This window comes from Burkholderia pyrrocinia (genome assembly GCF_018417535.1).
Lineage (GTDB): Bacteria > Pseudomonadota > Gammaproteobacteria > Burkholderiales > Burkholderiaceae > Burkholderia > Burkholderia pyrrocinia_E.
On record NZ_CP070979.1, the window covers coordinates 478,336 to 502,917 of the forward strand.

The 24,582-nt window shown below is 68.2% G+C and carries 21 protein-coding genes and 1 pseudogene; 18 read left to right on the forward strand and 4 right to left on the reverse strand.

Going from position 1 to position 24,582, the window contains the following annotated elements; all coding sequences use genetic code 11:
- Positions 1-299: 299 nt before the first annotated feature.
- From JYG32_RS35195 to hutC, 6 genes are all read left to right on the forward strand, one after another.
- A complete protein-coding gene (locus JYG32_RS35195; protein ID WP_433960889.1) occupies positions 300-1,190 on the forward strand; it encodes a transporter substrate-binding domain-containing protein in 891 nt (296 codons plus the stop codon).
- 107 nt (positions 1,191-1,297) lie between these two features.
- Entirely contained in the window at positions 1,298-2,020 is a 723-nt protein-coding gene (locus JYG32_RS35200; protein ID WP_174379165.1) for an ABC transporter permease, read from the forward strand.
- A gap of 12 nt (positions 2,021-2,032) precedes the next feature.
- On the forward strand, positions 2,033-2,779 hold the full coding sequence (locus tag JYG32_RS35205; protein ID WP_174379164.1) for an ABC transporter permease: 747 nt from the start codon (positions 2,033-2,035) through the stop codon (positions 2,777-2,779).
- 27 nt (positions 2,780-2,806) lie between these two features.
- A complete protein-coding gene (locus tag JYG32_RS35210; RefSeq protein ID WP_213268190.1) occupies positions 2,807-3,598 on the forward strand; it encodes an ABC transporter ATP-binding protein in 792 nt (263 codons plus the stop codon).
- Between the two features lie 7 nt (positions 3,599-3,605).
- Complete coding sequence (locus JYG32_RS35215) at positions 3,606-5,099, forward strand: HAL/PAL/TAL family ammonia-lyase (protein WP_213268191.1); 1,494 nt, start codon at positions 3,606-3,608, stop codon at positions 5,097-5,099.
- A 70-nt stretch (positions 5,100-5,169) separates the two neighbouring features.
- Positions 5,170-5,925 carry a histidine utilization repressor gene (gene hutC / locus JYG32_RS35220; RefSeq protein WP_174379161.1) on the forward strand — a complete coding sequence of 252 codons (756 nt, stop codon included), beginning with the start codon at positions 5,170-5,172 and terminating at the stop codon, positions 5,923-5,925.
- A gap of 129 nt (positions 5,926-6,054) precedes the next feature.
- On the opposite strand, the pseudogene JYG32_RS39325 reads toward hutC, so the two are convergent.
- A pseudogene (locus JYG32_RS39325) lies at positions 6,055-6,150 on the reverse strand (transposase); the annotation flags it as partial.
- A 392-nt stretch (positions 6,151-6,542) separates the two neighbouring features.
- Here JYG32_RS39325 and JYG32_RS35230 point away from each other — a divergent pair.
- From JYG32_RS35230 to JYG32_RS35275, 10 genes are all read left to right on the forward strand, one after another.
- Positions 6,543-7,634 carry a triacylglycerol lipase gene (locus JYG32_RS35230; protein WP_213268193.1) on the forward strand — a complete coding sequence of 364 codons (1,092 nt, stop codon included), beginning with the start codon at positions 6,543-6,545 and terminating at the stop codon, positions 7,632-7,634.
- A gap of 3 nt (positions 7,635-7,637) precedes the next feature.
- Positions 7,638-8,681 (forward strand): lipase secretion chaperone, encoded by a 1,044-nt coding sequence (locus tag JYG32_RS35235; RefSeq protein ID WP_174379159.1) that lies wholly within the window; start codon positions 7,638-7,640, stop codon positions 8,679-8,681.
- A gap of 574 nt (positions 8,682-9,255) precedes the next feature.
- The gene (locus JYG32_RS35240; RefSeq protein ID WP_213268194.1) at positions 9,256-10,758 is read left to right on the forward strand and encodes an MFS transporter; all 1,503 of its coding nucleotides are present in this window, start codon (positions 9,256-9,258) and stop codon (positions 10,756-10,758) included.
- A gap of 9 nt (positions 10,759-10,767) precedes the next feature.
- On the forward strand, positions 10,768-11,355 hold the full coding sequence (locus JYG32_RS35245) for a hydrolase (RefSeq protein WP_047904249.1): 588 nt from the start codon (positions 10,768-10,770) through the stop codon (positions 11,353-11,355).
- 58 nt (positions 11,356-11,413) lie between these two features.
- On the forward strand, positions 11,414-12,577 hold the full coding sequence (locus tag JYG32_RS35250; protein ID WP_174379156.1) for a quinone oxidoreductase family protein: 1,164 nt from the start codon (positions 11,414-11,416) through the stop codon (positions 12,575-12,577).
- Positions 12,578-12,679: 102 nt separating this feature from the next.
- Positions 12,680-13,918: a CaiB/BaiF CoA transferase family protein gene (locus JYG32_RS35255; protein WP_213268195.1), complete on the forward strand. Its 1,239-nt coding sequence runs from the start codon at positions 12,680-12,682 to the stop codon at positions 13,916-13,918.
- On the forward strand, positions 13,915-14,787 hold the full coding sequence (locus JYG32_RS35260; RefSeq protein WP_174379154.1) for an HpcH/HpaI aldolase/citrate lyase family protein: 873 nt from the start codon (positions 13,915-13,917) through the stop codon (positions 14,785-14,787). The genes JYG32_RS35255 and JYG32_RS35260 overlap by 4 nt, the downstream gene beginning before the upstream one ends.
- On the forward strand, positions 14,784-16,265 hold the full coding sequence (locus JYG32_RS35265) for an MmgE/PrpD family protein (protein WP_213268196.1): 1,482 nt from the start codon (positions 14,784-14,786) through the stop codon (positions 16,263-16,265). Before JYG32_RS35260 ends, JYG32_RS35265 begins: the two co-directional genes overlap by 4 nt.
- Positions 16,262-17,281 (forward strand): cyclase family protein, encoded by a 1,020-nt coding sequence (locus JYG32_RS35270; RefSeq protein ID WP_174384395.1) that lies wholly within the window; start codon positions 16,262-16,264, stop codon positions 17,279-17,281. The genes JYG32_RS35265 and JYG32_RS35270 overlap by 4 nt, the downstream gene beginning before the upstream one ends.
- Positions 17,282-17,565: 284 nt before the next feature.
- Entirely contained in the window at positions 17,566-18,495 is a 930-nt protein-coding gene (locus JYG32_RS35275) for a LysR family transcriptional regulator (RefSeq protein WP_213268197.1), read from the forward strand.
- Positions 18,496-18,509: 14 nt separating this feature from the next.
- On the opposite strand, the gene JYG32_RS35280 is transcribed toward JYG32_RS35275, so the two are convergent.
- The 3 genes from JYG32_RS35280 to JYG32_RS35290 form a co-directional block, all read right to left on the reverse strand.
- The gene (locus JYG32_RS35280; protein WP_213268198.1) at positions 18,510-19,973 is read right to left on the reverse strand and encodes an MmgE/PrpD family protein; all 1,464 of its coding nucleotides are present in this window, start codon (positions 19,971-19,973) and stop codon (positions 18,510-18,512) included.
- A gap of 46 nt (positions 19,974-20,019) precedes the next feature.
- The gene (locus tag JYG32_RS35285; RefSeq protein ID WP_213268199.1) at positions 20,020-21,102 is read right to left on the reverse strand and encodes a porin; all 1,083 of its coding nucleotides are present in this window, start codon (positions 21,100-21,102) and stop codon (positions 20,020-20,022) included.
- A gap of 193 nt (positions 21,103-21,295) precedes the next feature.
- Positions 21,296-22,198 carry an HpcH/HpaI aldolase/citrate lyase family protein gene (locus tag JYG32_RS35290; protein WP_213268200.1) on the reverse strand — a complete coding sequence of 301 codons (903 nt, stop codon included), beginning with the start codon at positions 22,196-22,198 and terminating at the stop codon, positions 21,296-21,298.
- Positions 22,199-22,429: 231 nt separating this feature from the next.
- On the opposite strand from JYG32_RS35290, the gene JYG32_RS35295 reads away from it, so the two are divergent.
- Positions 22,430-23,194, forward strand: a complete 765-nt coding sequence (locus JYG32_RS35295; protein WP_174379059.1) for an IclR family transcriptional regulator — start codon at positions 22,430-22,432, stop codon at positions 23,192-23,194.
- 70 nt (positions 23,195-23,264) lie between these two features.
- Positions 23,265-24,545, forward strand: a complete 1,281-nt coding sequence (locus JYG32_RS35300) for a CaiB/BaiF CoA transferase family protein (protein WP_213268201.1) — start codon at positions 23,265-23,267, stop codon at positions 24,543-24,545.
- Positions 24,546-24,582: the final 37 nt, after the last annotated feature.

The following is a 24,582-nucleotide window of genomic DNA, read 5'->3' on the forward strand; positions in this document are numbered from 1 at the left end:
GACCGGAGATCCAATCCGCAGACCTTATGTTGGTCAGTCCGACACGCCTGTCTCCTCGCGCCGATTCGCAAGCACCCAGGCGATCGAATTCGAAATTTGTCTAGTCATCCTTGCGATTCGTCCACGTCTCCTACACCAAATCCGTGCCCGGATTCCCCGCAACGAGGCGCACTGGAGCCCCGTATTTAGGGGATTTCCCGCGTTTACGCCGTTTTTTTTTGATCAGCGCTTGTCCCGCTGTTTTTCTTCTTGCATGCTTGTATAGACAAATTCCTGAGGCGGCTTGCATGACCGAGGGGATGACGAACTTCAACGCAAGGAGAAATCTCGTGAACGGCAAGCGCATCAAGTGGGCAATCATGACGATCGGCGCCATCGCGGCCGCGGCGGCGACGCTCGCCGCACCGGTGCAGGCGAAGGAATGGAAGACGGTGACGGTGGCGCTCGAAGGCGGCTACGCGCCGTGGAACCTCACGCTGCCGGGCGGCAAGCTCGGCGGCTTCGAGCCGGAACTGCTCGCGAACGTCTGCGGCCGGATCAAGGTCCAGTGCAACATGGTCGCGCAGGACTGGGACGGGATGATTCCCGGCCTGCAGGCCGGCAAGTTCGATGTCCTGATGGATGCGATCTCGATCACGCCGGAGCGCGAGAAGATCCTGCTGTTCTCGCGCCCCTATGCGGCCACGCCGGCGACATTCGCCGTCACCGACACGAAGATCATCCCGAAGGCCGCGCCCGGCGCGCCGGCCGTCAGGCTGACCGGCGACGCGAACGCCGACAAGCCGACCGTCGACGCGCTGCGCAAGCAGTTGAAGGGCAAGACGATCGGCATCCAGTCGGGCACCGTCTATACGAAATTCATCAACGACAGCTTCAAGGACATCGCGTCGATCCGCGTGTACAAGACCTCGCCCGAGCGCGATCTCGACCTCGTCGCCGGGCGCATCGACGCGTCGTTCGACGACGTCACGTACTACGCGGCGAACATCGAGAAGAAGGAAAACGCGTCGATCGTGCTCGCGGGCCCGAAGCTCGGCGGGCCGATCTGGGGGCCGGGCGAAGGTCTTGCGTTCCGCAAGCAGGATGCCGACCTGAAGACGAAATTCGATGCGGCGATCGGCGCGGCGCTCGCGGACGGCACCGTGAAGAAACTCGCCGACAAGTGGTTCAAGACCGACGTCACGCCGTAAGCGCACGTCCGGCGGCCGTCGCGTAGTCGACGTCACGACACAACGACACGGCGACGCGCGGCGGCGCGCATCCCGCCGATCCATTCAACGCTTGCCGGGAGGCACGCATGGCGATCCTTGAAATGCTGGGCTTCGGAACCGAAGGCTGGGGCGGCGTGCTGCTGCTCGCCGCACTGATGACGGTCGCGCTGACGCTCTCCGCGCTCGCGGTCGGCGCGGTGATCGGCGCCGCGATCGCGGCCGCGAAACTGTCGAGCCACCGCAGCGCCCGCCTGCTCGGCGATCTCTACACGACGGTGTTTCGCGGCGTGCCCGAACTGCTCGTCATCTACCTGTTCTATTTCGGCGGCTCGACGCTCGTCACGACCATCGGCCAGTGGTTCGGCGCGGAGGGCTTCATCGGCGTGCCGCCGTTCGTGATCGGCGCGCTGGCGGTCGGGATGATCTCGGGCGCGTATCAGGCGGAGGTCTACCGCGCGGCCGTGCTGGCCGTGTCGAAGGGCGAGCTCGAAGCGGCGCGCTCGATCGGCATGCCGCGCAGCATGGTGCTGCGCCGCATCCTGATTCCGCAGGTGCTGCGCTTCGCGCTGCCCGGCATCGGCAACGTGTGGCAACTGAGCCTCAAGGATTCGGCGCTGATCTCGGTCACCGGGCTCGCCGAGCTGCTGCGCACGAGCCAGATCGCCGCGAACTCGACGCACCAGTACTTCGTGTTCTTCGTCGCGGGCGGCGCGCTCTACCTCGTGATGACGGGCTTGTCGAACCGAGTGTTCAACCGGGCGGAAGCGATCGTCGGCCGCTCGTTCCGCCGCAATTTCGCGCGCAACTGACGGAGAGCACGCATGTCCATCGATTTCGACTTCCTCCTCGACACGCTGCGCCAGTTGCTCGCGGCCGTGCCGACCACGCTCGGCCTGTTCTTCGCGTCGCTCGTGCTCGGCGGCCTGCTGTCGCTCGTGATCGTCACGATGCGCGTGTCGCCGCACTGGTTGCCGAACCGCTTCGCGCGTGCATACATCCTCGTGTTTCGCGGGTCGCCGCTGCTGATCCAGATGTTCCTCGTGTACTACGGGCTCGGCCAGTTCGGCGTGATTCGCGAGAGCTTCATGTGGCCGCTGCTGCGCGAACCGTATGTGTGCGCGGTGCTGTCGCTGGCGTTGTGCACGGCCGGTTATACGGCCGAGATCGTGCGCGGCGGGCTGATGGCCGTGCCGGTCGGGCAGATCGAGGCCGGCTATTCGATCGGCCTGTCGGGCTTCGCGCTGCTGCGGCGCGTGATCGGCCCGATCGCGTTGCGCCAGTGCCTGCCCGCGTACTCGACCGAAGCCGTGCTGCTCGTCAAGTCGACCGCGCTGGCCAGCCTCGTCACGGTGTGGGAAGTGACGGGCGTCGCGCAGCAGATCATCCAGCAGACCTACCGCACGACCGAGGTGTTCGTGTGCGCGGCCCTCATCTACCTCGGCCTGAACTTCATCGTCGTGCGCGTGCTCGGCGCGCTCGAATGGCGGCTGTCGGGCCACCTGCGCGCGCCGAAGCCGGCCGGCGCGTCCGCCGCGGCGACGCGCAATGCCCGGCGCGTCGCGTCCTGAGCGCATCCATCCTTCCCGGAGAATCCGATGAACACCGCTGCTCCCGTTGCCCTGTCGGTCAGGAACATCCACAAGTCGTTCGGCGATCACCATGTGCTGAAGGGCATTTCGCTCGATGCGCACGAGGGCGACGTCATCTCGATCCTCGGCGCGAGCGGCTCGGGCAAGAGTACCTTCCTGCGCTGCCTGAACCTGCTCGAGACGCCCGACGACGGCACCGTCGCGCTCGCCGGCGAGGAGCTGAAGATGAAGCGCGCGCGCGACGGCAAGCTGCATCCCGACGACCGGCGTCAGGTCGACCGGATCCGTTCGCAGCTCGGGATGGTGTTCCAGAACTTCAACCTGTGGTCGCACATGACGGTGCTCGACAACCTCGTCGAAGGCCCGCTGCGCGTGCAGAAGCGCAGCCGCGCAGAAGCGGTCGAGGAGGCCGAGGCGCTGCTCGCGCGCGTTGGCCTCGCGGACAAGCGCGGCTACTATCCGGCGCACCTGTCGGGCGGCCAGCAGCAGCGCGTCGCGATCGCCCGTGCGCTCGCGATGCATCCGAAGGTGATGCTGTTCGACGAACCGACGTCGGCGCTCGATCCGGAACTGGTCGGCGAGGTGCTGCGCGTGATGCGCTCGCTCGCGGAGGAAGGGCGCACGATGCTGGTCGTCACGCACGAGATGGGTTTTGCGCGGCACGTATCGAACCGCGTGATGTTCCTGCATCAGGGCGAGGTCGATGCGGACGGCACGCCCGGCGACCTGTTCGGCGGCCAATGCTCGGAGCGCTTCCGGCAGTTCGTGTCGAGCCACCACGACCGCACCACGAACTGAGGCCCCCATGACCGTATTCCGTTCGGCAAAGCCGCTCGACTGGCGGCAGATCGCGGCGGTGGCCGCAGGCGAACCGCTTGCGCTGGCCGACGAAGCGCGCGTGCGCGTCGTCGCGGCGCGCGAGCTCGTCGACGAAATCGTCGCGCGCGGCATCCGCGCGTATGGCGTCAACACGGGCGTCGGCGCACTGTGCAACGTGATCGTATCGCCGGCGCAGCAGAGCACGCTGTCCCGCAACATCCTGATGAGCCACGCGGTCGGCGTGGGCGCACCGCTCGGCGCGGCGGAAACCCGCGCGATCATGGCCGCGGCGATCAACAACTACGCGCACGGGCATTCGGGCGTGCGCGCCGACGTCGTCGACCAGCTCGTCGCGTTGCTGGAACACGATTGCCTGCCGGAGGTGCCGGCGCACGGCTCGGTCGGCTATCTGACTCACATGGCGCATGTCGCGCTCGTCTGCATCGGCCATGGCCATGCGCGCCACCGCGGCGAGCGGATTCGCGGCGACGAGGCATTGCGCCGCATCGGCCGCGAACCGCTCGTGCTCGGCGCGAAGGAAGGGCTGAGTCTCGTCAATGGCACACCGTGCGTGACGGGGCTGGCCGCGCTCGCGCTCGCTCGCGCGGAGCGGCTGCTCGACTGGGCCGACTGGGTGGCGGCGACGAGTTTCGAGAACCTCGGCGGGCAGCTCGCCGCATTCGATCCGGCGTCGCTTGCGTTGCGCATCTCGCCCGGCATCGGGCACGTCGGCACGCGGCTGCGTGCGCTGCTCGCCGACAGCGGAATGCTCGCGGCGGCAAGCGGCCGGCATACGCAGGATCCGCTCAGCCTGCGCACGATTCCGCACGTGCACGGCGCGGCGCGCGACGTGTTCGATGTGACGGCAGAGGTGGTCGATCGCGAACTGGCGTCGGTGACCGACAATCCGATCGTGGCCGGTACGCGCGACGCACCGACCGTCCATTCGCAAGCGCATGCGGTCGGCGCGGGCATCGCGCTCGCGATGGACAGTCTCGCGGCGGCGATGGCGCAGGTCGCGGCGATCGCCGAGCGGCGTCTCGACCGGCTCGTCAATCCGCTCGTGAGCGGGCTGCCGGCGTTCCTCGCGACGCCGGGCGGTACCTGTTCGGGCTTCATGATCGCGCAGTACACGGCGGTCGCGCTCGTCGCGCAGAACCAGCGGCTCGCGGCGCCGGCGAGCCTCGACGGCGGCATCACGTCGGGCCTACAGGAGGATCACCTGTGCCATGCGACGCCGGCGGCGCTGAAGGCGCTCGACATCATCGAGAACACGACGCGCGTGCTGGCGATCGAGCTGCTGGCCGCCGCGCAGGCCTACGATCTGCAGGCGGGCAGCGCGTCGCGGGCCGCACCCACCGACACGCTGTGGCGGCACGTGCGCGAACGCGTGCCGGCGTACCAGGACGACCGGCCGCTCGCGGACGACATCGCGATCGCCGCCGGCATCGTCGCGGGTGTGCCGCCGCCCGTGATGTAACGGCGGGACACCGGCCGCCGAGCGACGCGGCGGCCAGCGGGCGATCCATCATTCATTCGGTCGAGGGCGCATGAACGAAGCGGAACGATACACTCCAGCCCGGCCGGCGGGCGCACCGGGCGACGATGTGCCGGCGCGCGCGCTGCCGGCCTACCAGCAGATCAAGCGCTACGTCGTCGAGCGGATCGCGAGCGGCGACTGGAAGCCCGGCGGCGCGATTCCGACCGAGGCCGAACTGGTCAAGGAGTTCGGCGTCGCGCGGATGACGGTATCGCGCGCGCTGCGCGAGCTGACCGCCGAGCGCGTGCTGACCCGGATCCAGGGCGCCGGCACGTTCGTCGAACGGCGGCATTACGAATCGACAGTGCTGGAAATCCGCAACATCGCGGACGAGATCGCGGAGCGCGGCCATCGGCACAGCGCGCGCGTATTGCTGATCGAACGCAGCGACGATCAGGAGGCAATCGAAGCGCTCGGGCTGCGTTCGGGGCCCGTGTTCCATTCGCGCATCGTGCATTACGAGGAAGAGGAGCCGATCCAGTTCGAGGATCGCTACGTCAATCCGGCGTTGTTTCCCGCGTATCTGGAACAGGACTTCACGGTCGAGACGCCGAATCACTACATGGTGCGGCTTGCGCCGATCCAGCGCGCGGAGTTCCGGATCTACGCGCAGAAGCCCGACGCGCAGGTGCGCCGGCACCTCGTGATGGAAATCGGCGAGCCGTGCCTGTTGCTCAGGCGCCGCACGTGGGTCGGCGAGCACGTCGCGACGTCGGTGCGGTTGTGGCATCCGGCGTCGCGGTTTCATCTGGCGGGGAAGGTGTAGGGGGTCTTGATTCATCCCGGAACTTGCCGTTGAAACTTTCGTCCACGCCGGCGCCGTTCAGCCAGGGCTCGCCGGGCTCGTCGAGTGCCGTCTCCATGCCGTTGTGCGCGGCCAACGTCAGCGCACCCCCGCCGGCATCTTCTTCAGCCGCGCGTTCTTCCGCTCGAGTTGCTTGAGCCGCTTGACGTCGTCCGCCGCCAGGCCGCCGAAATGCCGCCGCCAGTTCCGAAAATTCCAGGGCAGGTCACCCGGGCGCGATTGATCCGTTTGATGCGCGTCGGCGCATAGCCGCAACAGCGGGGATCGCAAGACATCGAGGAAGAGCGATGGATTTAGCGGTTGATGCGCCCGTTGTCAACTGACTGGAGGGCCCTGTCTAACCGTCTGCGCAGTCTTGTTTAACGTGATTCACTTCGCCTGCTGGTGCGAAAACGTTCGTTTGTGTTCGTTTTTATTCGTTTTCGGGCATCGGTGTGTGTCGCGCCAAGCCGTCGAGGCCGGTATGGCCGACATCCCGCGCTCGGGCAACGCTTCAGTGCCGGAAGCGTCGCTGCACCGGCGATTCTCGCGTCCTCATCCTCAAGCAACTGACATGCACGTAAAAAATGGAGAGCAAGATGAGCAGATCGATACGAGCGAAGACAGCGGCGGCCGTGGTCGCATTCGCAATGAACGCGGCTCCCGCCGCGAGTGTTGGAACCATTCTGTCGCTGGCCGGCGCGCAGGCCGCTTCCGCCGCGACGACCGCCGTCGACGATTATGCGGCGACCAGGTACCCGATCATTCTCGTGCACGGGCTGACCGGCACCGACAAGTATGGCGGCGTCGTCGAGTACTGGTATCACATTCCGGCGGATCTGCAGGCGCACGGCGCGAAGGTATACGTTGCCAATCTGTCCGGCTATCAGAGCGACGATGGCCCGAACGGGCGCGGCGAGCAATTGCTTGCATACGTGAAGCAGGTACTCGCGGCGACGGGCGCACAGAAAGTGAATCTGATCGGCCATAGCCAGGGCGGCCTGACATCGCGTTATGTTGCATCCGTTGCGCCGGAACTGGTCGCATCGGTGACGACGATCAGCACGCCGCACTGGGGCTCGCAATTCGCCGACTTCGTCCAGCAACTATTGCAGGCGGATCCGACCGGCCTGTCGTCGGTCGTGCTCGGCGCGTTCGCGAATGCGCTCGGCACGTTGACGAGCAGCAGCTTCAATACGAACCAGAATGCGATTCAGGCGTTGTCGGTGCTGACGACGGCGAAGGCCGCCGCATACAACCAGAAATTTCCGAGCGCGGGTCTCGGTGCGCCGGGCTCGTGCCGGACGGGCGCGTCGACCGAGACGGTCAACGGCAATACGCACCTGCTTTACTCGTGGGGCGGCACGGCGATCCAGCCGACAGCGACGGTGGCCGGCGTGACGGGTGCCGTCGATACGAGCGTAAGCGGGCCTGCCGATCCGGCGAACGTGCTGAATCCGGCAACGCTGGCGCTGCTCGGCAGCGGTACGGTGATGATCAATCGCGGCTCCGGTCCGAACGACGGCGTCGTGTCGCAATGCAGCGCGCTGTTTGGCCAGGTGCTTGGCACGTATCACTGGAATCACACCGATGCGATCAACCAGATTCTCGGCGTGCTTGGCGCGAATGTGGAGGATCCGGTTGCGGCGATCCGCACGCACGCGAACCGGCTGAAAACTCAAGGCGTGTAATCGATGGCCGGTCGCAAGAGCGGCATCGCGCGACGCGTCGCGATTTACGGGGTAGCGGGCGTCGTTGCTGCTGGCGCAGTCTGGTATGGGATCAGCGCTCGGAAGACGCGCGACGCCGGCATGTCCGGCGTCGCGCCCGCCGGGGCCGTGTCGTCCGCATCGGCGGGCGGCACGGCGGCGAGCACCGTGCCCGGTTTCGGCGCAAGCGGGCTGCCCCCGGCACTCGCCGGCTCGACTGCGCCGCGCCTGCCGCTCGATGCGCACGGCCATCTCGCAAAGGTCGTGGCCGTGCGCGGCTTCTTCGACTATTTCCTGACCGCGCAAAACCAGTTGCGCCCCGCGGAACTCGATGCACTCGTCGTGCGCGCGATTGCCGCGCAGCTCGACGGTACGGTTGCGCAACGCGAGGCGCTCGATGTCTGGCAGCGCTACCGCGCGTATTTCGCCGAACTTGCGAAGCTGCCGGGCGGCGGCGCCGTGGACAACCAGCTTGACCTCCCGGCATTGCAGCTCGCGCTCGACCAGCGCGCGACGATCGCGAGCCGCACGCTTGGCGACTGGAGCGAGCCGTTCGTCGGCGCCGAGCAGACGCTGCAGCGTTACGATCTCGCGCGATTGAAGATCATCCGCGATCCGTCGCTGACGGAAGACCAGAAGGCGGCAGGTCTCGCCGCGCTCGAGCAGCAACTGCCGGCCGGTCAGCGCGTCGGGCTGGAGCACCAAAAGGAGCAGGACAACGCGATCGCGCAGATCGACCGAGCGCGGCAATCGAACGCGACGCCCGATGAAATGCGCGCGCAGCTCGCGCAAACGCTCGGGCCGGAGGCTGCCGAGCGAGTCGTGAAGATGCAGCAGGCGGACAACGCGTGGCGTGCGAAGTACAACGAATATGCGGCGCAGCGCGCGCAGATCGATGCGCAGAACTTGTCGACACAGGATCGCGATGCGCAGATCGCGCAGTTGCGGCAGCGCTACTTTACGGAGCCGGGCGAGGCGCTGCGTGCGGCGTCGCTCGATCACGGCAGCGCGTCGACGCCCACGCAATAGATCCGGGCGTGTCGAGCGGATCGTCGTGCATCGAGCGATTTCCGCAACGCGTCGTCGATAACGGCCACCAGGGCGTGGTTTATCGGTGCGTCAGCGCGGTCGATACGCGCTTCATTGCGGAACTGTTCCCGACGCGTACGCAGGCTATCGTGACGGCAAGCGTGCATACGGCCGCATAAGCCGCGAACGCGTGCGAGCGCAGGCTGGCACCGACCTCGATCGCCACGCACTCGCGGGTGTCATGCCGGTCTAGAGCCATTGCTCTGAATCCCCGCTGCATCGCCGCATAAAACAGTCGCCATCCGGTGGAAACACACGGGGCAAATAATTTCGTACGCACTCGGCAAGATCCGTCGCGCTCCCGGGATATGCCCGTCGGGCAAGGGACACGGTTTGTTTGCCGATGTTTTTCCCGGCTTGCCGGGGCCGCTTTCGAGCATCCGGCTCGCGATCCGCATTCAAGCGACGAATGTGTGCATCGCAACAATCCATTTCATTCACGGCAATCGTAACGGTAAGGTGAACGCACGTTCGAATTTGATCGAGCAATGCGAATCCACCACGTGACGATGCCATGAAAACGAACCCCGATCGACCTGCGCAAGCGCCACCCTCGTCCTCAGGCGGCACGCCGGAACGCGGCGGCAATGCGCGCGCGGCGGGCCTGCGCCTGCCGACCCGGTTGGTGGGCCCGATCGTGCTCGGCACGCTGCTCAACGCGCTGAACTCGTCGATGATCGCGGTCGCGCTCGTCAGCATCCAGCAAGCGTTCAACCCGCAGGGTGCGGCGCATGAACGCATCGACACGATGTGGCTCGTGTCGGGCCTCTATCTCGCGACGGCCGTCGGCCAGCCGACGATGGGGCGGCTCGCCGATCGGTTCGGCGCGAAGCGGATCTTCTGCATCGGCCTCGCGATCGTATTGATCGCGTCCGCGCTCGCGCCGTTCGCGCCGTCGCTCGGGTGGCTGATCGCGTCGCGCGTCGCGCTCGGCATCGGCACGTCCGCCGCGTATCCGGCCGGCATGGCGATGATCCGCACGTGGTCGCTGCGGCACGCGAACGGCGCGACGCCGACGGGCGGCCTCGGCGCGATCTCCGTCGCGGCGCAGGTGGCCGTCGCGTTCGGGCCGCCGCTCGGCGGCGCGCTCGTGCAGTTCGCCGGCTGGCGCGCGATCTTCTGGATCAACGTGCCGATCGTGCTGCTGGCCTTCGTGCTGGCGTGGCTATGGATTCCGGCCGACGTCGCCCAGCGCGGCGCACCGGAACGCCGCACGCTGCGTGGCGCGCTGAAGGAGCTGGACCTGCCGGGCGTCGCGCTGTTCATCCTGACGCTCACGAGCCTGCTGCTGTTCCTGCAATCGGTGTCGCGCGAGCCCGACTGGCTGCTGCTCGTCGCGACGCTGGTCCTGTGCCCGGTGCTGGTCCGGCGCGAGCGGCTGGCCGCGACGCCGCTGATCGACATCCGCATGCTGAGCGACAACCGTGCGCTCACGAGCACCTACCTGCGCTGCGTCGGCACCTACGCGGTGTTCTACGCGATCTTCTATGCGCTGCCGATGTGGCTGCAGGAGGCCAAGCGCCTGTCTGCTGCCGACGCGGGCCTCGTGATGCTGCCGATTGCCGGGGTCGGCACGGTGGCGACGATGCTCGCGACCCGCCTAGCGCACCGTCACGGCTCGCGGCCGGTGCTGATCATCGGCTCCGCGATGCTGTGCGTCGGCAGCGTCGTGATGAGTCTCCTCACCAGCGCGATGCCGGTCTGGTCGATCGTGCTGCTGTCGATCGTGTTCGGCGTGCCGAACGGCTTCAACAATCTCGGCAACCAGGCGGCGCTCTACCAGAGCGCGCCGCACGACCGGATCGGCACGGCCTCGGGGCTGTACCGCACCGCGCAGTATGTCGGCGGCAGCCTGTCGTTTGCGCTCGTCGGGCTGGCGCTCGGCCATCCGGCGAGCGATCGCGGCCTGCGCGAGCTGGCCGTCGTCCTGGCGGTCATCAGCGTGCTGCTGCTGCTCAACGCGGCATCGAGCCGGCACCTGGATGCCGCCGCTTCTTCCATCTCCCAACAGAAGTGAGGTTTTTACATGTCCATTCCGACGCTCAATCGCACGGTCGCGCTGGTCGCAATCGATCTGCAGAACGGCATCGTGTCGCTGCCGGTCGTGCCCTACACCGGCGCGCAGGTCGTGGCGAAGACGGTCGAGCTCGCGACCGCGTTCCGCGCGCTGCAGCTTCCCGTCATCTACGTGCACACGAGCTACCAGCCGGACGGCGGCGTGGCGCTGAAGGTCAGGACGGATGCGCCGTCGGCGCCGCCGAATCTCGATCCCGAATGGAGCGCGTTCGCGCCGGCGCTCGGCGTGGCGCCGTCCGACATCGTCGTGACGAAGCACCAGTGGGGCGCGTTCACCGGCACCGACCTTGACGTGCAGCTGCGCCGGCGCGGCATCACGGACATCGTGCTGACCGGGATCGCGACCAACATCGGCGTCGAATCGACGGCGCGCCAGGCATACGAGAACAACTACAACGTCGTCGTCGTCAGCGACGCGGTCAGCACGTCGTCCACCGACGCGCAGACCTTCGCGCTGACGCAGATCTTTCCGAAGCTCGGGCAGGTCGCCGCGACGGCCGACGTGGAGGCGGCACTGGAGCAGGCGTATTCGCGTTGAACGAAGCGGTGTGTTCGGCGTGCACCATTCATACAGAGTCATTTACCGAGGCATGACGATGATCAAGACCGATGCATGGGTTCTCTACGCAGGACCGGAACCGAGCAGGAAGCAGGCGCCCGTGGCGGGCGAGCTGCGTCGCGAGACCTTCGAATTCTCCGATCTGGAAGCCGACGAGGTGCTGGTCGAGCCGCTGTACGGATCGTGGGAAGCGAACCTCGACCACGCGCTGTCGCGCAATCCGGTCGACATCTGCCGGCAGCGCCGCGAGGACAAGATCGTGCTCGGCAACGGTGCGCTGGTGCGCATCGTTGAGCGCGGCAGCGGCGTGAAGACGCTGAAGGAAGGCGAGATCTGCATGGTGATGCCGTTTGGCAAGCGCGACGAATACGGGTTCGCCGAGCTCGTCTACGCGTACGACGCGCCGGGCACGATCGGCGTGATGGCGCAGCGGACCAAGATGCGCGCCGACAACCTCGTGGCCGTGCCGACGGACAGCCGGCATTCGCTGCTGCAATGGGCGACGTACGGCCGCTACTTCACCGCGTGGGACAACTGGAAGGTGGCGTCGGCGTGCTGGCGCTCGCAGTTGCCGGACGTCGATCCGGCCGACTACCTGGTGTTCGGCTGGGGCGGCGGCACGACGCTCGCCGAGCTGCAGCTCGCGAAGCGCGAGGGCTTTCGCGTCGCGATGACGGCGAGCAACGACCGGCGCCTCGAGGCGCTCGCGAAGCTCGGCATCACGCCGGTCGATCGCCGCAAGTTCCCGAATCTCGCGTATGACGACGAGCGCTACAAGGCCGATCCCGAGTACCAGGCGAGCTATCGCGAGTCGGAGCGCGTGTTCGCGGAGACGATCGCGGAACTGAGCGGCGGCCGCGGCGTCGCGATCTTCCTCGACAACCTCGGCGGCGCGCTGTATCGCGCGACGATGCGCGTGGTCGGCCGCACCGGCATCGTCACGACGGTCGGCTGGAAGACCGGGATGCGCCTGTGGAACCTGCGCGCGACGGAATGCATCAACCGCCGCCTGCACATCCACACGCATGCGTGGCGCTACGACGACAGCATCACGATCCGCGACTTCCAGGAAACGAGCGGCTGGATCGGCCAGGAGCCGACCGAGATCTTCGATTTCGACGAGGTGCCGAAGCTCGCGTCCGACTACCTGAACGGGAAGATCCAGACGTATTTCCCGATCTACCGGATCAACGCCGTCTGAGCGGCAGGTCGCGCGCCGCGCCCGCATCGCCGCACGACGCTTAGTCATGCAGACGATGTCGGCGCGCGGCGCGCCGTGCAATCCATCTGATTGGAGAACGGCATGGCCACTGTGGAAATCGGGGACGTCGACGCCGGCGCGGCGTCGGACGCCGCCAAACCGGCGCCGCTCGACGGCATTCGCGTGATCGACGCCGCGACGTTGTTCGCGGGCCCGCTCGCGGCGACGATGCTTGCGGACTACGGCGCCGACGTGATCAAGGTCGAGCATCCGGACGGCGATCCGGCGCGCAAGTACGGCGCGCGTCGCGACGACGTGCCGTTGTGGTGGAAGGTGCTCGCGCGCAACAAGCGGGCGGTCACGCTGAATCTCGGCACGGCCGACGGCCAGCGGATCTTCCGCGAACTGGCCGCGCAGGCGGACGTGGTGGTCGAGAATTTCCGGCCCGGCACGCTCGAACGCTGGGGGCTCGGCTACGACGTGCTGTCCGCGATCAACCCGCGGCTCGTGCTGGTGCGGGTGACGGGCTTCGGTCAGTTCGGCCCGTATGCGAGTCGCCCGGGCTTCGGCACGCTGGCCGAGGCGATGAGCGGGCTCGCGTCGATCACCGGCGAGGCGGACGGGCCGCCGCTCCTGCCATCGTTTCCGCTCGCCGACACGGTCGCGGGGCTGACCGCCGCGTTCGCGATCATGACCGCGCTGAAGGCGCGCGAGCGCACCGGGCGCGGCCAGGTCGTCGATCTCGCGATCATCGAGACGATGCTCGCCGCGATGGGCGCGCAGGTCGCGAGCTACGACCAGACGGGCCGGGTGCCCGAGCGCACCGGCAATCGTTCGCCGAACAATTCGCCGCGCGGTGTCTACCGCACGTCGGACGGCAAGTGGGTCGCGCTGTCGACGTCGGCGCACAGCATCGCCGAGCGCGTGATGCGCCTCGTCGGCCGCGCGGACCTGATCGACGAACCCTGGTTCGCGAACGGCGCCGAGCGCGCGAAGCATGCGGACGAACTGGATGCGGCGGTCGGCGGCTGGATCGGGCAGCGCACGCGGGACGAGGTGATCGCCGAGTTCGAGCGCGCGCAGGCGGCGGTCGCGCCGATCTACGACGTCGCCGACGTGCTGCGCGATCCGCAGTACGCGGCGCTCGGCTCGGTCGTGTCGGTGCCCGACGCGGAGCTCGGCGCGTTCCGCACGCACAACGTGCCGTTCCGGCTGTCCGACACGCCCGGCGCGATCCGCTGGGGAGGGCCTGCGCGCGGCACGCACAACGACGAAGTATTCGGTGCATTGGGACTGGAGCGGCGCGAGATCGCCGATTTGACCGAACGAGGCGTGATATGAAAACCAGCGCAACTTACCGCAGCTACCTTTACGTGCCCGCGCACAAGGCGCAGGTGGTGGAGAAGGCGTATGCAAGCGAAGCCGATGCCATCGTGCTCGACCTCGAGGATGCCGTGCCGGCCAGCCACAAGGCCGAGGCACGCCAGGCGGCCGCCGCGATTCTCGCGGAAGGTCCGCCGAAGCCGACGTACGTGCGGATCAATCCGATCGGCAGCCCGTGGTGCCGCGACGACGTCGAGGCAATCGCGCAGCCGGCGCTGCAGGCGTTGCGCCTGCCGAAGTGCGACCTGCCGCAGCATATCCAGGAAGTGGCCGGCTGGCTCGACGCGCTCGGCTGCGATGCGGGCATCCAGATCCTGATCGAGTCGGCGTACGGTGTCGAGACGGCTTACCAGCTCGCGACCGCGTCGCCGCGGCTCGAACGGATCGGGCTCGGCGAGAGCGACCTGCGTGCGGACCTGCAGATCGGCGTCGACAACTTCACGCTCGAGGTGTGCCGCGCGCGCTGCGTGGTCGTGTCGCGTGCGGCGGGGCTGAACGGGCCGATCCAGACCGTCTATCACACGCTGCCCGATCTCGACGGGCTGAAGGAATCGACGCTGCGCGCGAAATCGATGGGGTTCGTCGGCCGCTTCGCGATCCATCCGTCGCAGCTCCCGGTGATCAACGAGGTGTTCACGCCGTCGGAGGACGAGATCCGCGCGGCCGAGCGCGTGCTCGAGGCAGTCGATGCGGCGGCGGGCAAGGCCTCGGCGTCGTCGGTGTTCGTGCTGCCGGATGGCCGCGTGGTCGCGCCGCCGCTGATCGCCAACGCGCGCGTGACGCTCGCGCTCGCGAACAATCTTCGACTCAGTGGAGCACTGGCATGAGCACACCCGAGACGCTTTCTGCTCCGGCGGCGGCCGCGACCAACCGGCCCGTGCCGCCCGACGGCATCGTCGGCGCGCTCGGCCGCTTCGCGGCGGCGGTACGCGCCGAAGGGCTGGATCGCCGGCTGCGCGTCGAGGCCGCCGCGCGCGTGCTCGACGTGGTCGGCAACAGCCTGATCGCGCACGACGAACCGGTCGTGCAGTCGGTGCTGCAGGTCGCGCGGCGCTGGGCCGGCACCGGCCCGGCGAGCGTGATCGGCGCGCCCGACCGTCTGCCGGCCGCGAGCGCCGCGCTCGTCAACGGCACGCTCGCGCATGCGATGGACTTCGACGATTCGCACATGCTGTCGGTGCTGCATCCGAGCGCGTCCGTGATTCCTGCGGCGCTCGCCGCCGCGCAGGCGAGCGGCGCGTCGGGCGCGGCGCTGCTCGATGCGATCACGGTCGGCACCGAGGTGTGCATCCGGCTCGGCGTCGCCGCTTACAACGAGCAGCTCGGCAATTCGGTGTTCTTCGAGCGCGGCCAGCACGCGACGTCGATCTGCGGCACGGTCGGCGCGGCGGCGGCCGCGGCAATGCTGCTCGGGCTCGACGCCGCGCAGATCGCGGCGGCGCTCGGCATTGCCGCGAGCATGGGCGCGGGCTTGCTCGAAGCGAACCGCACCGGCGGCTCGGTGAAGCGGATCCACTGCGGCTGGGCGGCACACGCGGGCGTGAGCGCGGCGGAACTGGCGGGCGCGGGCGTCACCGCGCCGCCGACCGCGCTCGAAGGCCGCTTCGGCTTCTTCCACGCGTGGTGCGGCGACCTCGCCGATGTCGACGCGGTGCTGCGCGACCTGGGCGACGAATGGGAGACGAGCCGGATCATCTTCAAGCCGTATCCGTGCAACCACTTCACGCATCCGGGCATCGACGCGGCGCTGCAACTGAAGGCGCAAGGCGTGACGGCGGACGACGTGGTGTCGGCCGAGCTGCGGGTCGCGACGTCGACGCTGCGCACGATCGGCGAGCCGGCGGAGCTGAAGGCGAATCCGCCGAACGGCTATGCGGCCGCGTTCTCGGGGCCGTACACGGTCGCGGCGGCGCTGCTCGGCGGCGGCGGGCTCGGCGTCTGGTTCGACGATTTCGGCGATGCGCTTGCGCAGGACCCCGCACGGCGCGCGCTGGCCGCGAAGGTGCGCTGCGTGGCCGATCCGTGGTGCGACGCGCGCTTCCCGACGTTCCTGCCGGCCGTGCTGCGCGTCGAGCTGCGCGACGGCCAGGTGCGCGAGGCGCGGATCGAGTCGAGCAAGGGCACGAATTCGCGGCCGCTGACCGAACAGGAGCTCACCGCGAAATTCGTGCTGGCGGCGAGTTCGGCGCTCGGCACGGCGCGCGCGCTCGCGTTGCGCGACGCGGTGCGGGCGCTCGCCGACGACGCGCCGCTCGACGCGCTCGCGGCGCTGACGTCAGGCACTGAAGGAGGAGACCGATCTTGAATGCACCGCGCTGGAAAAAACGGCCGCCCGGCTCGAACTGGGGCGATTTCGGTCCCGACGATCAGAAGGGGCGGCTGAACTGGCTGACGCCGGACAAGGTGCGGCAGGGCGCAGCCGAGGTCCGGGAAGGGCTGTCGTTCTCGCTGAGCCTGCCGCTCGACGTGCCGCGCGGCGGCGGGCTGAACGCGCGGCGCCGGCCGCCGGCGATCATGCCGGCGTTGCTCGGCGACAAACCGTACTTCGGCTATCGCGCGGACGAACAGGTTGCGAACGCAACCGATGTGGTCTGCGACGATTGGTTCTGCATGCACTCGCAGTTCTCGACGCAATGGGACGGCCTGTCGCACGTGGGCGGCCTGTTCGACGCGGACGACGACGGCGTGCCTGAAATCGTGTTCTACAACGGTTTCCGGATGGGCGAGCATCTGCGGGTGCCGCAGGAAGGCGACGCGACGGGCGGCGCGCGCGCGCTCGGCATCGAGGTGATGGCGCGGACGGGCGTGCAGGGGCGCGGCGTGCTGATCGACCTGCGGCGTCATTTCGGCGATGCACGCACGAAGGTCGGCTTCGCGCAGCTGATGCAGGTGATGGACGCGGATCGCGTGCAGGTCGAGCGCGGCGACATCGTCTGCATTCACACCGGCTTCGCGGATCTGCTGCTGAACGACGACGGCGGATCGCCGGCGACGGTCGCGAGCGCGTGCGTGCTGGACAGCAGCGATGCGCGGCTGCTGCAATGGATCGACGAATCGGGGCTGGCCGCGCTCGTGGCCGACAACCATGCGATCGAGGAACGTCCGCAGCATGCGCAGCCGCTCGCGCAACCGGGCGCACTGATGCCGTTGCACGAACTGTGCCTGTTCAAGCTCGGCATTCACCTCGGCGAGCTGTGGCACCTGACGCCGCTCGCGGACTGGCTGCATGCGCACCGCCGGAACCGGTTTCTGTTGACCGCGCCGCCGTTGCACATCCGCGGCCTGGTCGGCGCGCCGGCAAATCCTGTCGCGACCGTTTGAGCGTGCGGGCGGCCGTGGCGGCGGCCGCCCGCACTTTTTTGCGGCGCGTCCGGCTTGCGCAAAATGCGAATTAAATTGCCGATTGACAAGGTATTCAGAAGAATCGACGCGAAACGGGCAATTTAATTTAAAACCATAAATAATATCGCCCGCTATCCAAAAAATATCGATACGTCAAGATTGGACTATTCTTGTGCATTGCACTAAATATCAGGGGATTGCTCCGATTGCGGAATATCGCAATCGGAGGCGGTGATTAACCTGTTTAGTGGATGGTCGCAAACATGAATCTACGTTCGATCGATTTGAACCTGCTGGTCATACTCGATGCGCTGCTGACGGAGAAGCAGGTTACGCGGGCAGGCCAGAAGGTCGGCCTCACGCAGCCGGCCGTCAGCAACGCGCTGGCGCGCCTGCGATTCGTGTTCAAGGACGAGATCCTGGCGCGCACCGCGGTCGGCATGGAATTGACGCCGCGCGCACAGGCGCTGGCCATGCCGATTCGACAGATCATGCAACAAATCGAGGAATTATTTGAATCGGATTATCAATTCAATCCTTTTACGTCCGAGCGCCATTTTACGGTGCGCATGTCGGATCTCACCGAATTGCTTTTGCTGCCGGCCCTGCTGCGCTGCATGCGATTGACCAGCCCGAATATCGGCATGGACGTCGTGCACGTAAGCGCCGCCAAGACCGCCGACGCGCTCGAATCGGGGCTGCTCGACATGGCGGTCAGCGCGGGCCTCGAACATTCGGGCACGCTGTCGTCGCAAACCGTGTTTCATGACCGGATGGTCTGCATGATGAGTCGCAGTCATCCTGACGCGGGCAAGCCGCTGACGCTCGAACGGTTCCTCGCGCTCGATTTCCTCAACGTGACGATCAACCCGGTCGACCACAGCCTGATCGACAACCTGCTCGCGAACATGAACTGCAAGCGGCGCATCGCGCTCAACGTGCCGCACTGGCTCGTCGTGCCGAACATGCTGGATGCGTTGCCGTACGCGGTGATCATGTCGGAGCGGCATGCGGTGAGTCTCGACGATGCGCGGCTCGTGATCCGCGAACTGCCGCTCGCGATGGAGCCCGTCACGTGGTCGCTGTACTGGCACCGCCGCTACGACGGCAGCAACGCGCACGCGTGGCTGCGCGGCCGTATCGTCGAGGTTGCGGAAGCGCTCGAGCGGCACGGCGTCGCGGCGGAGGCCTAGGCCGGGCACGCGGGTCAGCCGACGACGAGCAGCGGCGGCAGCGTCGCGACGTCGGGCTGTTCGTCGAGCCGCCACAGGTAATCGAGCGCCGCGCGGATCTGCGCCGGGCTCCAGTGCCGCCGGCAGTTCTTCGTGAACTTCGCGTCGTAGTCGTCGCGCCGCATCGGCCGCGTCGGCGAGCCGGGCAGATCGTCCACCTGCTTCGTGCAGATCGTGCCGTCTTCGCACACGGCCGTCACCCGGTTCGGCGCCTGCGCCGGATAGCGGGCAGTCAGCGCCGGGTCCTCGCGCACCGTGATCCGCTCGATCAGCGCGCGCAACGCCGGATCGCGCAGCGCGTCGTGCCGGTAGCTCTCGGTCGTGATGTCGCCGTCGAGCATCGCACGCGCAACGATGTACGGCAGGCTGTGATCGGCGGTCTCGTGGGTCGACGGCGCCCATTTTTCGCGATCGCGGCCGGCCGTTACGTAGCCGACCGCGGTCGTGTCGATCTCGATGCGCCGGATGCGGCGGAGGTCGCCGACCTGCGCGGCGACGTCGAGCGCGGCCGGAATCGCGGTTTGCGTGAGCCCTTGCGCGGGATAGAACTTCACGAAGCACTTGCCGATCCGGAACGCGCCGCCGCGCCCGCCGAATTCGCGCGTGTCGACGGCGAACGGCCCGGACACCTGCGGAAAGAATCCCGCCATGCCTTCGAAGATCGGCGCGGGGCCGGTCAGCCCGGCGCGCGCGAGCTGTGTCGAGAACACCGCGTTGCGCGCCGCGTCCGCATCGGCGAGCGCCTTCCAGTTCGACAACTGCTGGACGCGCGTCTGGTTCAGCGCGAGATGGCCGTTGATCGACAGGTTCACCGCCTGCACCAGTTGCGGCGCGGGCATGCGCATCAGCTTGCCCGCGGCGAGCGCGACGGCGGGCAGGCTGTAGCACGTGTGGTCCCAGCCGCGCGGGCTGATCGCGGCGGCGTCCATCAGCCGGCACGCGATCTCGTACGCGATCGCGATCGACAGGACCAGGTCGCGGCCGTTCGCATGCTGCGCTTCGGCGACGGCGAGGCACGCGGACATGTTGTCGCTCGGATGGCCGGTCTCCTTGCCGGCGTACGCGTCGTTGAAATCGTAGTAGCGCAGCGCGGTGCCGGTCGCGAACGCGGCGAGATCGGGGCTCGTGCGCTGGTTCGTGCCGACGATCGTCGACACGCCGCCCGGCGACGCGAGCGCCGCGTCGCGCGCGATTCGCACCGGGCGTTCGTCGTGCGCGGCGATCGCGCAGCCGAGCGCGTCGATCAGGTGCGCCTTGATCGTCTCGATCGTCGCGTCGTCGAGGTCGCGATACTGCAGCCCGGCCGCGTAGTCGGCGAGCTGTTGCGCGAGATCCGGGCGGCCGGTGGCGACGGCGGCGGCCGGCAGCGCGCCGGCGCGGGCGAGCGGCAGCGCGAGCGCCGCGCCGGTCAGGGTGGAAAGGAAGTGGCGGCGGTTCATGGTGCGATGACTCCGAAGGTTCCTGAAACTGGGGGGAAAGGCGAGCTCAGAACAGCTTGCGCAGGCCGAGTGCTGCGCCCGCGCTGCTGGCGCGGTCGGCGGCCAGCGTGTAGTGGAGGAAGTTGTAGTTGTAGTTGTCGAAATCGAGCGCGGCGCGGCGCGCATAGCCGCCCGCCAGGTACAGCGTGACGGCTTTCGACAGGAAGTAGTTCAACTGCAGCGTGACCTGCTGCGGGTTGGCCGGGTGCGGCGCGGGCGTCTGCGCGTTCGGCGGATTCTGCGCGCGGATGTCCTCGTAATAGAACGCGCCGATCGCCTGCAGGTAAGGGGTGATTGCGTAGCGCACACCGGCCCACCAGAACGTGTAGTGCGTCACGACCGACGGCGTGGCGACGCCGCTCTGGCCGTGCGTGACGCCGGCCAGCAGCTGCGCGCGGTCGACGGACACGATCGCGGCAGCGGCGTAGCGGCGGAAATGCGCGAAGCCGCCCGGCTGCGGCGTGTTGACGTTGTCGAACGCGGCGGCGAGCGAGAAGGCGCCGCCGGCATAGTCGAAGCCGGCGCCGTAGGCGGCGTTCGACTGGAACGCGCCGGGCGTGCCGCCGAACGAATAGTGTGTTTCGAGCGTCAGCGAGCCGATCTTCGCCAGGTATTTGGCGACGTTGTTCTCGCGGAAGTTGACGCCGACGATCGCGCCGGCCGGCTCGTACAGCGTCGAGTACGCGCCCGTCGGCGAATAGCGTTCCATGACGTCGAACAGCGTCGAGTACTGGTGGCCGAGCCGTAACGCGCCCCAGCGCTCGTGCTGCAGCCCGACCCACGCGGAGCGGTCGAAGCCGCCCGCGCCGGTGCCGGTACCGTTGTTCAGGTTGATGCCGCTTTCGAGCCGGAACGCGGCCTGCCAGCCGCCGCCGAGTTCCTCGACGCCCTTCAGGCCCCAGCGCGAGCCGCTCTTGCCGCCCGACGCCATGCGCACGAGCGATGCCGACGACTTGTCGCCGGGCGCGGCCTGGTGGGTGAGGAATTCCGTATAGATGTCGGCCACGCCATACAGCGTGATCGTGCTCTGCGCGCAGGCGCCGGCCGATACGAGGCCCAGTCCGCACAGTGCGGACATCCGCTTGCCCATGTCTTGTCTCCTTCGTGGGTTCGTTATTTATTTGATTGCGGCGCCGCGCCGGTCGAGCGGCGCTGCGGTGCTGCGGTGCGACGCTATCCGGGCCGGGCGGCGAACGGGGGGCGTCGTGGCGGGACGCACGCGCGCACAGCGCGACGTGCGCATGCGCAGGTACGACGCGCAGCGATGAAGGACGGCGCTCGCATCACCGGGGCGCGCCGTCGGCACGTGCGTGCACGGCCGCGTGACGCGCGAGCACGCGCTTCGCGCGGGCGACGCCGGGCGCGTCGACCATCCTGCCGTCGACGCGCAGCGCGCCGCGCCCGTTCGCGCGCGCGTCGTCGTAGGCGGCCAGCACCGCGTGCGCGTCGCGCACCGCGTCGTCGTCGGGCCGGAACGCGCGGTTGAGCGCGCCGACCTGCAGCGGATGGATGCAGGTCGCGCCTGCATAGCCGAGCTCCGCGGACGCGCGCGCGATGCGCTCGAATGCGTCGAGATCGCGCAGCTCGTCGAGGCCGCCGATGAGGCCGAGCGGCAGGATGCCGGCGGCGCGCGCGGCGATGATCAGCAGCTGCTTCGGCACGCGCAGCACGTCGGCACCCGCGCCGCTTTCGCAGTTCAGCGCGAAGTCGCCGCCGCCCAGCATCATCGCGACGACGCGCGGCGACGCCCGCGCGATCCGGTCCATTGCCTGGAACGCGCGCGGCGTTTCGACGATCGCGACGATCCGCGTGCCGCCGGGCGGTGCGCCGGCTTCCTCCTCGAGCGCAGCCAGCAGCTCGTCGATCGCCTCGACGTGCGAGCCGCCGCGCACCTTCGGCAGCACGACGCCGTCCACGCCGGCCCGGACGGCCGCGCGCAGGTCGGGCACCAGCAGGTCGAGCGGGCCGTTGGCGCGCACCAGCACGTCGCGGCCCGGCGCGCGCAACGTCGGCACGGCGTCGGCCAGCCCGTCGCGGGCAGCCTCCTTGCATGCAAGTGGGACGCTGTCCTCGAGATCGAGGATCAGCGCGTCGGCGTCGCTCGCGGCGGCCGATGCGACGAAACGGGGGACGTGGGCGGGGACGTACAGCAGCGAGCGCCAGACGGGTTGAAGCGAAGAATTCATCATCGATCTCGAAAAATAAAAGTCACTTTCATTTTTGTGATGGATGATGGCATTCGTCAAGATTATCGTTAACGCCTACTTTCAAAGGAGATTGCACGACGATGAGCGAGCGAAGCCGCGTGGATTCATGTTGATGTCATCGATGATCTGCGTATAATGAAAGTGACTTTCATTTTTTGATGCCGGCGCGCTACGACGCGGCACGTGTGCCCGGCATCGCACGAGGTGGACATGAGCAAGGTGGAGACAAGCAATCCGGCAGAGGGCGGCGTGGCCGCGGTCAACCGCGCGCTGACCGCGCTGCTGGCGTTCGGCAACGCGCCCGGGGGGCTGATGCTCGCGCAGGTCAGCGAGGAGACGGGGCTCAACATGAGCACGTTGTTGCGGATGTTCGAGTCGCTCGAGCAGTTCCGCTTCATCAAGCGCCTGCCGGACGGGCGCTACGTGCTGGGGCCCGCCGTGTTCCAGCTCGGGATGATGTATCGCGAGTCGTTCCAGCTGCGCGAGTACGTGATGCCGATCCTGTCGACGCTGTCGGCGGAAACCGGCGAGACGGCCGCGTTCTACGTGCGCGAAGGCGACCAGCGCGTGTGCCTGTTCCGCATCCAGGCGCAGCGCTCGGTGCGCACGCATCTGCGCGAGGGCGACCGCTTCCCGCTCGACGTCGGCGCGGCCGGGCGCGTGCTGCTCGCGTTCAGCGGCACGCGCGGCGGCGACTACGAGAAGACGGCCGGGCAGGGCTACGCGGTGTCGATCGCCGAGCGCGACCCGGAAAGCGCGGCGATCGCGTGCCCGGCGTTCGGCGTCGGCCGCGTGCTGAGCGGCGCGATCTCGCTCGGCGTGCCGCGCTATCGCTTCAACAAGAAGGTGCTGGCCGACTACCTGCCGCGCGTGCAGGCGGCGGCCGCCGAGCTGACGCATGCGCTGGGCGGCGATCTGCCCGCCGCGGGCGCGGCGTTCCGCGCGGCCGACCAGCTCGGCGCGCTGCTCGAGTAGCGCCGTGCGCGACCGAGCGCGCGCACTTCGAAGTCCGCATCGAACGACACACACCAACCAGGAGACAAGCATGTTCGTTCCCGACCCGCAGGCCGCTCACGCGGCCGGCGCGCGCCGTCGCGCGTCCACCGGCCCGATCCATCCGAAACCGTTCGACGCCGGCGCGCAGGGGCCGCTCGCGGGCGTGCGCGTCGTCGACCTGTCGCGCCTGATGGCAGGCAACATGCTGAGCGTGCAGCTCGCCGATTTCGGCGCGGACGTCGTGAAGGTCGAGAGCGAGCGCGGCGATACGCTGCGCGCGGTCGGCGCGGGCGGGATCAGCACGAACTGGAAGGTGTACGGGCGCAACAAGCGCAGCGTATGCGTCGACCTGCGCGCCCCCGAGGGGATCGACATCGTTCGCCGGCTGGTGCGCGACGCGGACGTGTTCGTCGAGAGCTTCAAGCCCGGCGTCGCCGAGAAGATGGGGCTCGGCCCGGACGACCTGCTCGCGATCCGTCCCGAGCTGGTGATCGCGCGGATCTCCGGCTGGGGGCAGACGGGGCCGTACCGCCACAAGCCGGGTTTCGGCACGCTCGCGGAAGGGTACGCGGGGTTCGCGGCGATCAACGGCTTCGCCGATCGTGAGCCGGTGCTGCCGCCGATGTTCCTCGGCGACATGACGGCCGGGCTGTCCGGCGCGATCGCCGTGCTGGTCGCGCTGCATGCGCGCGACGCGCACGGCGCGGCGGGGCAGGTGATCGACGTGTCGCTGTTCGAACCGCTGCTGTCGATCCTCGGGCCGGCCGCCGCAAACTACGTGATGACCGGCGAGATCAAGGCACGCACCGGCAGCCGCTCGTCGAACACCGCGCCGCGCAACGCGTACCGCACCCGCGACGGCAAGTGGCTGTGCCTGTCGAGCTCGACGCAGGCGATGGCCGAGCGGTTGTTCCGCGCGATCGGCCGCGCGGAGCTGATCGACGATCCGCGCTACGCGACCAACGTGCAGCGCGTGCAGCACGCGGAGGCGCTCGATGCGATCGTCGGCGAGTTCATCGCCGCGCGCGATCTCGACGCCAATCTCGCGTTCTTCGAGGAAGCGGGCGTGACGGTCGGGCCGATCCAGGACATCGCGCAGATCGTTCAGGATCGCTACGTGATCGAGCGCGAGGCGCTCGTCGAGCTGCCGGACGACGACGTCGGCAGCTTGCCGATGCACAACATCACGCCGCGCCTGTCGGCCACGCCCGGCACGTTCCGCCGGCCGGCGCCCGCGCTCGGCGAAAACAACCGCGAGATCCTGCTGCCGCTGCTCGGCGAACGCGAATACGAGCGGCTCGCCGCGCTGGGCGTGATCCGCACGCGCTAGGCGCGCAACCTTGGGCGCGACGCGGCCGCGAAGGACG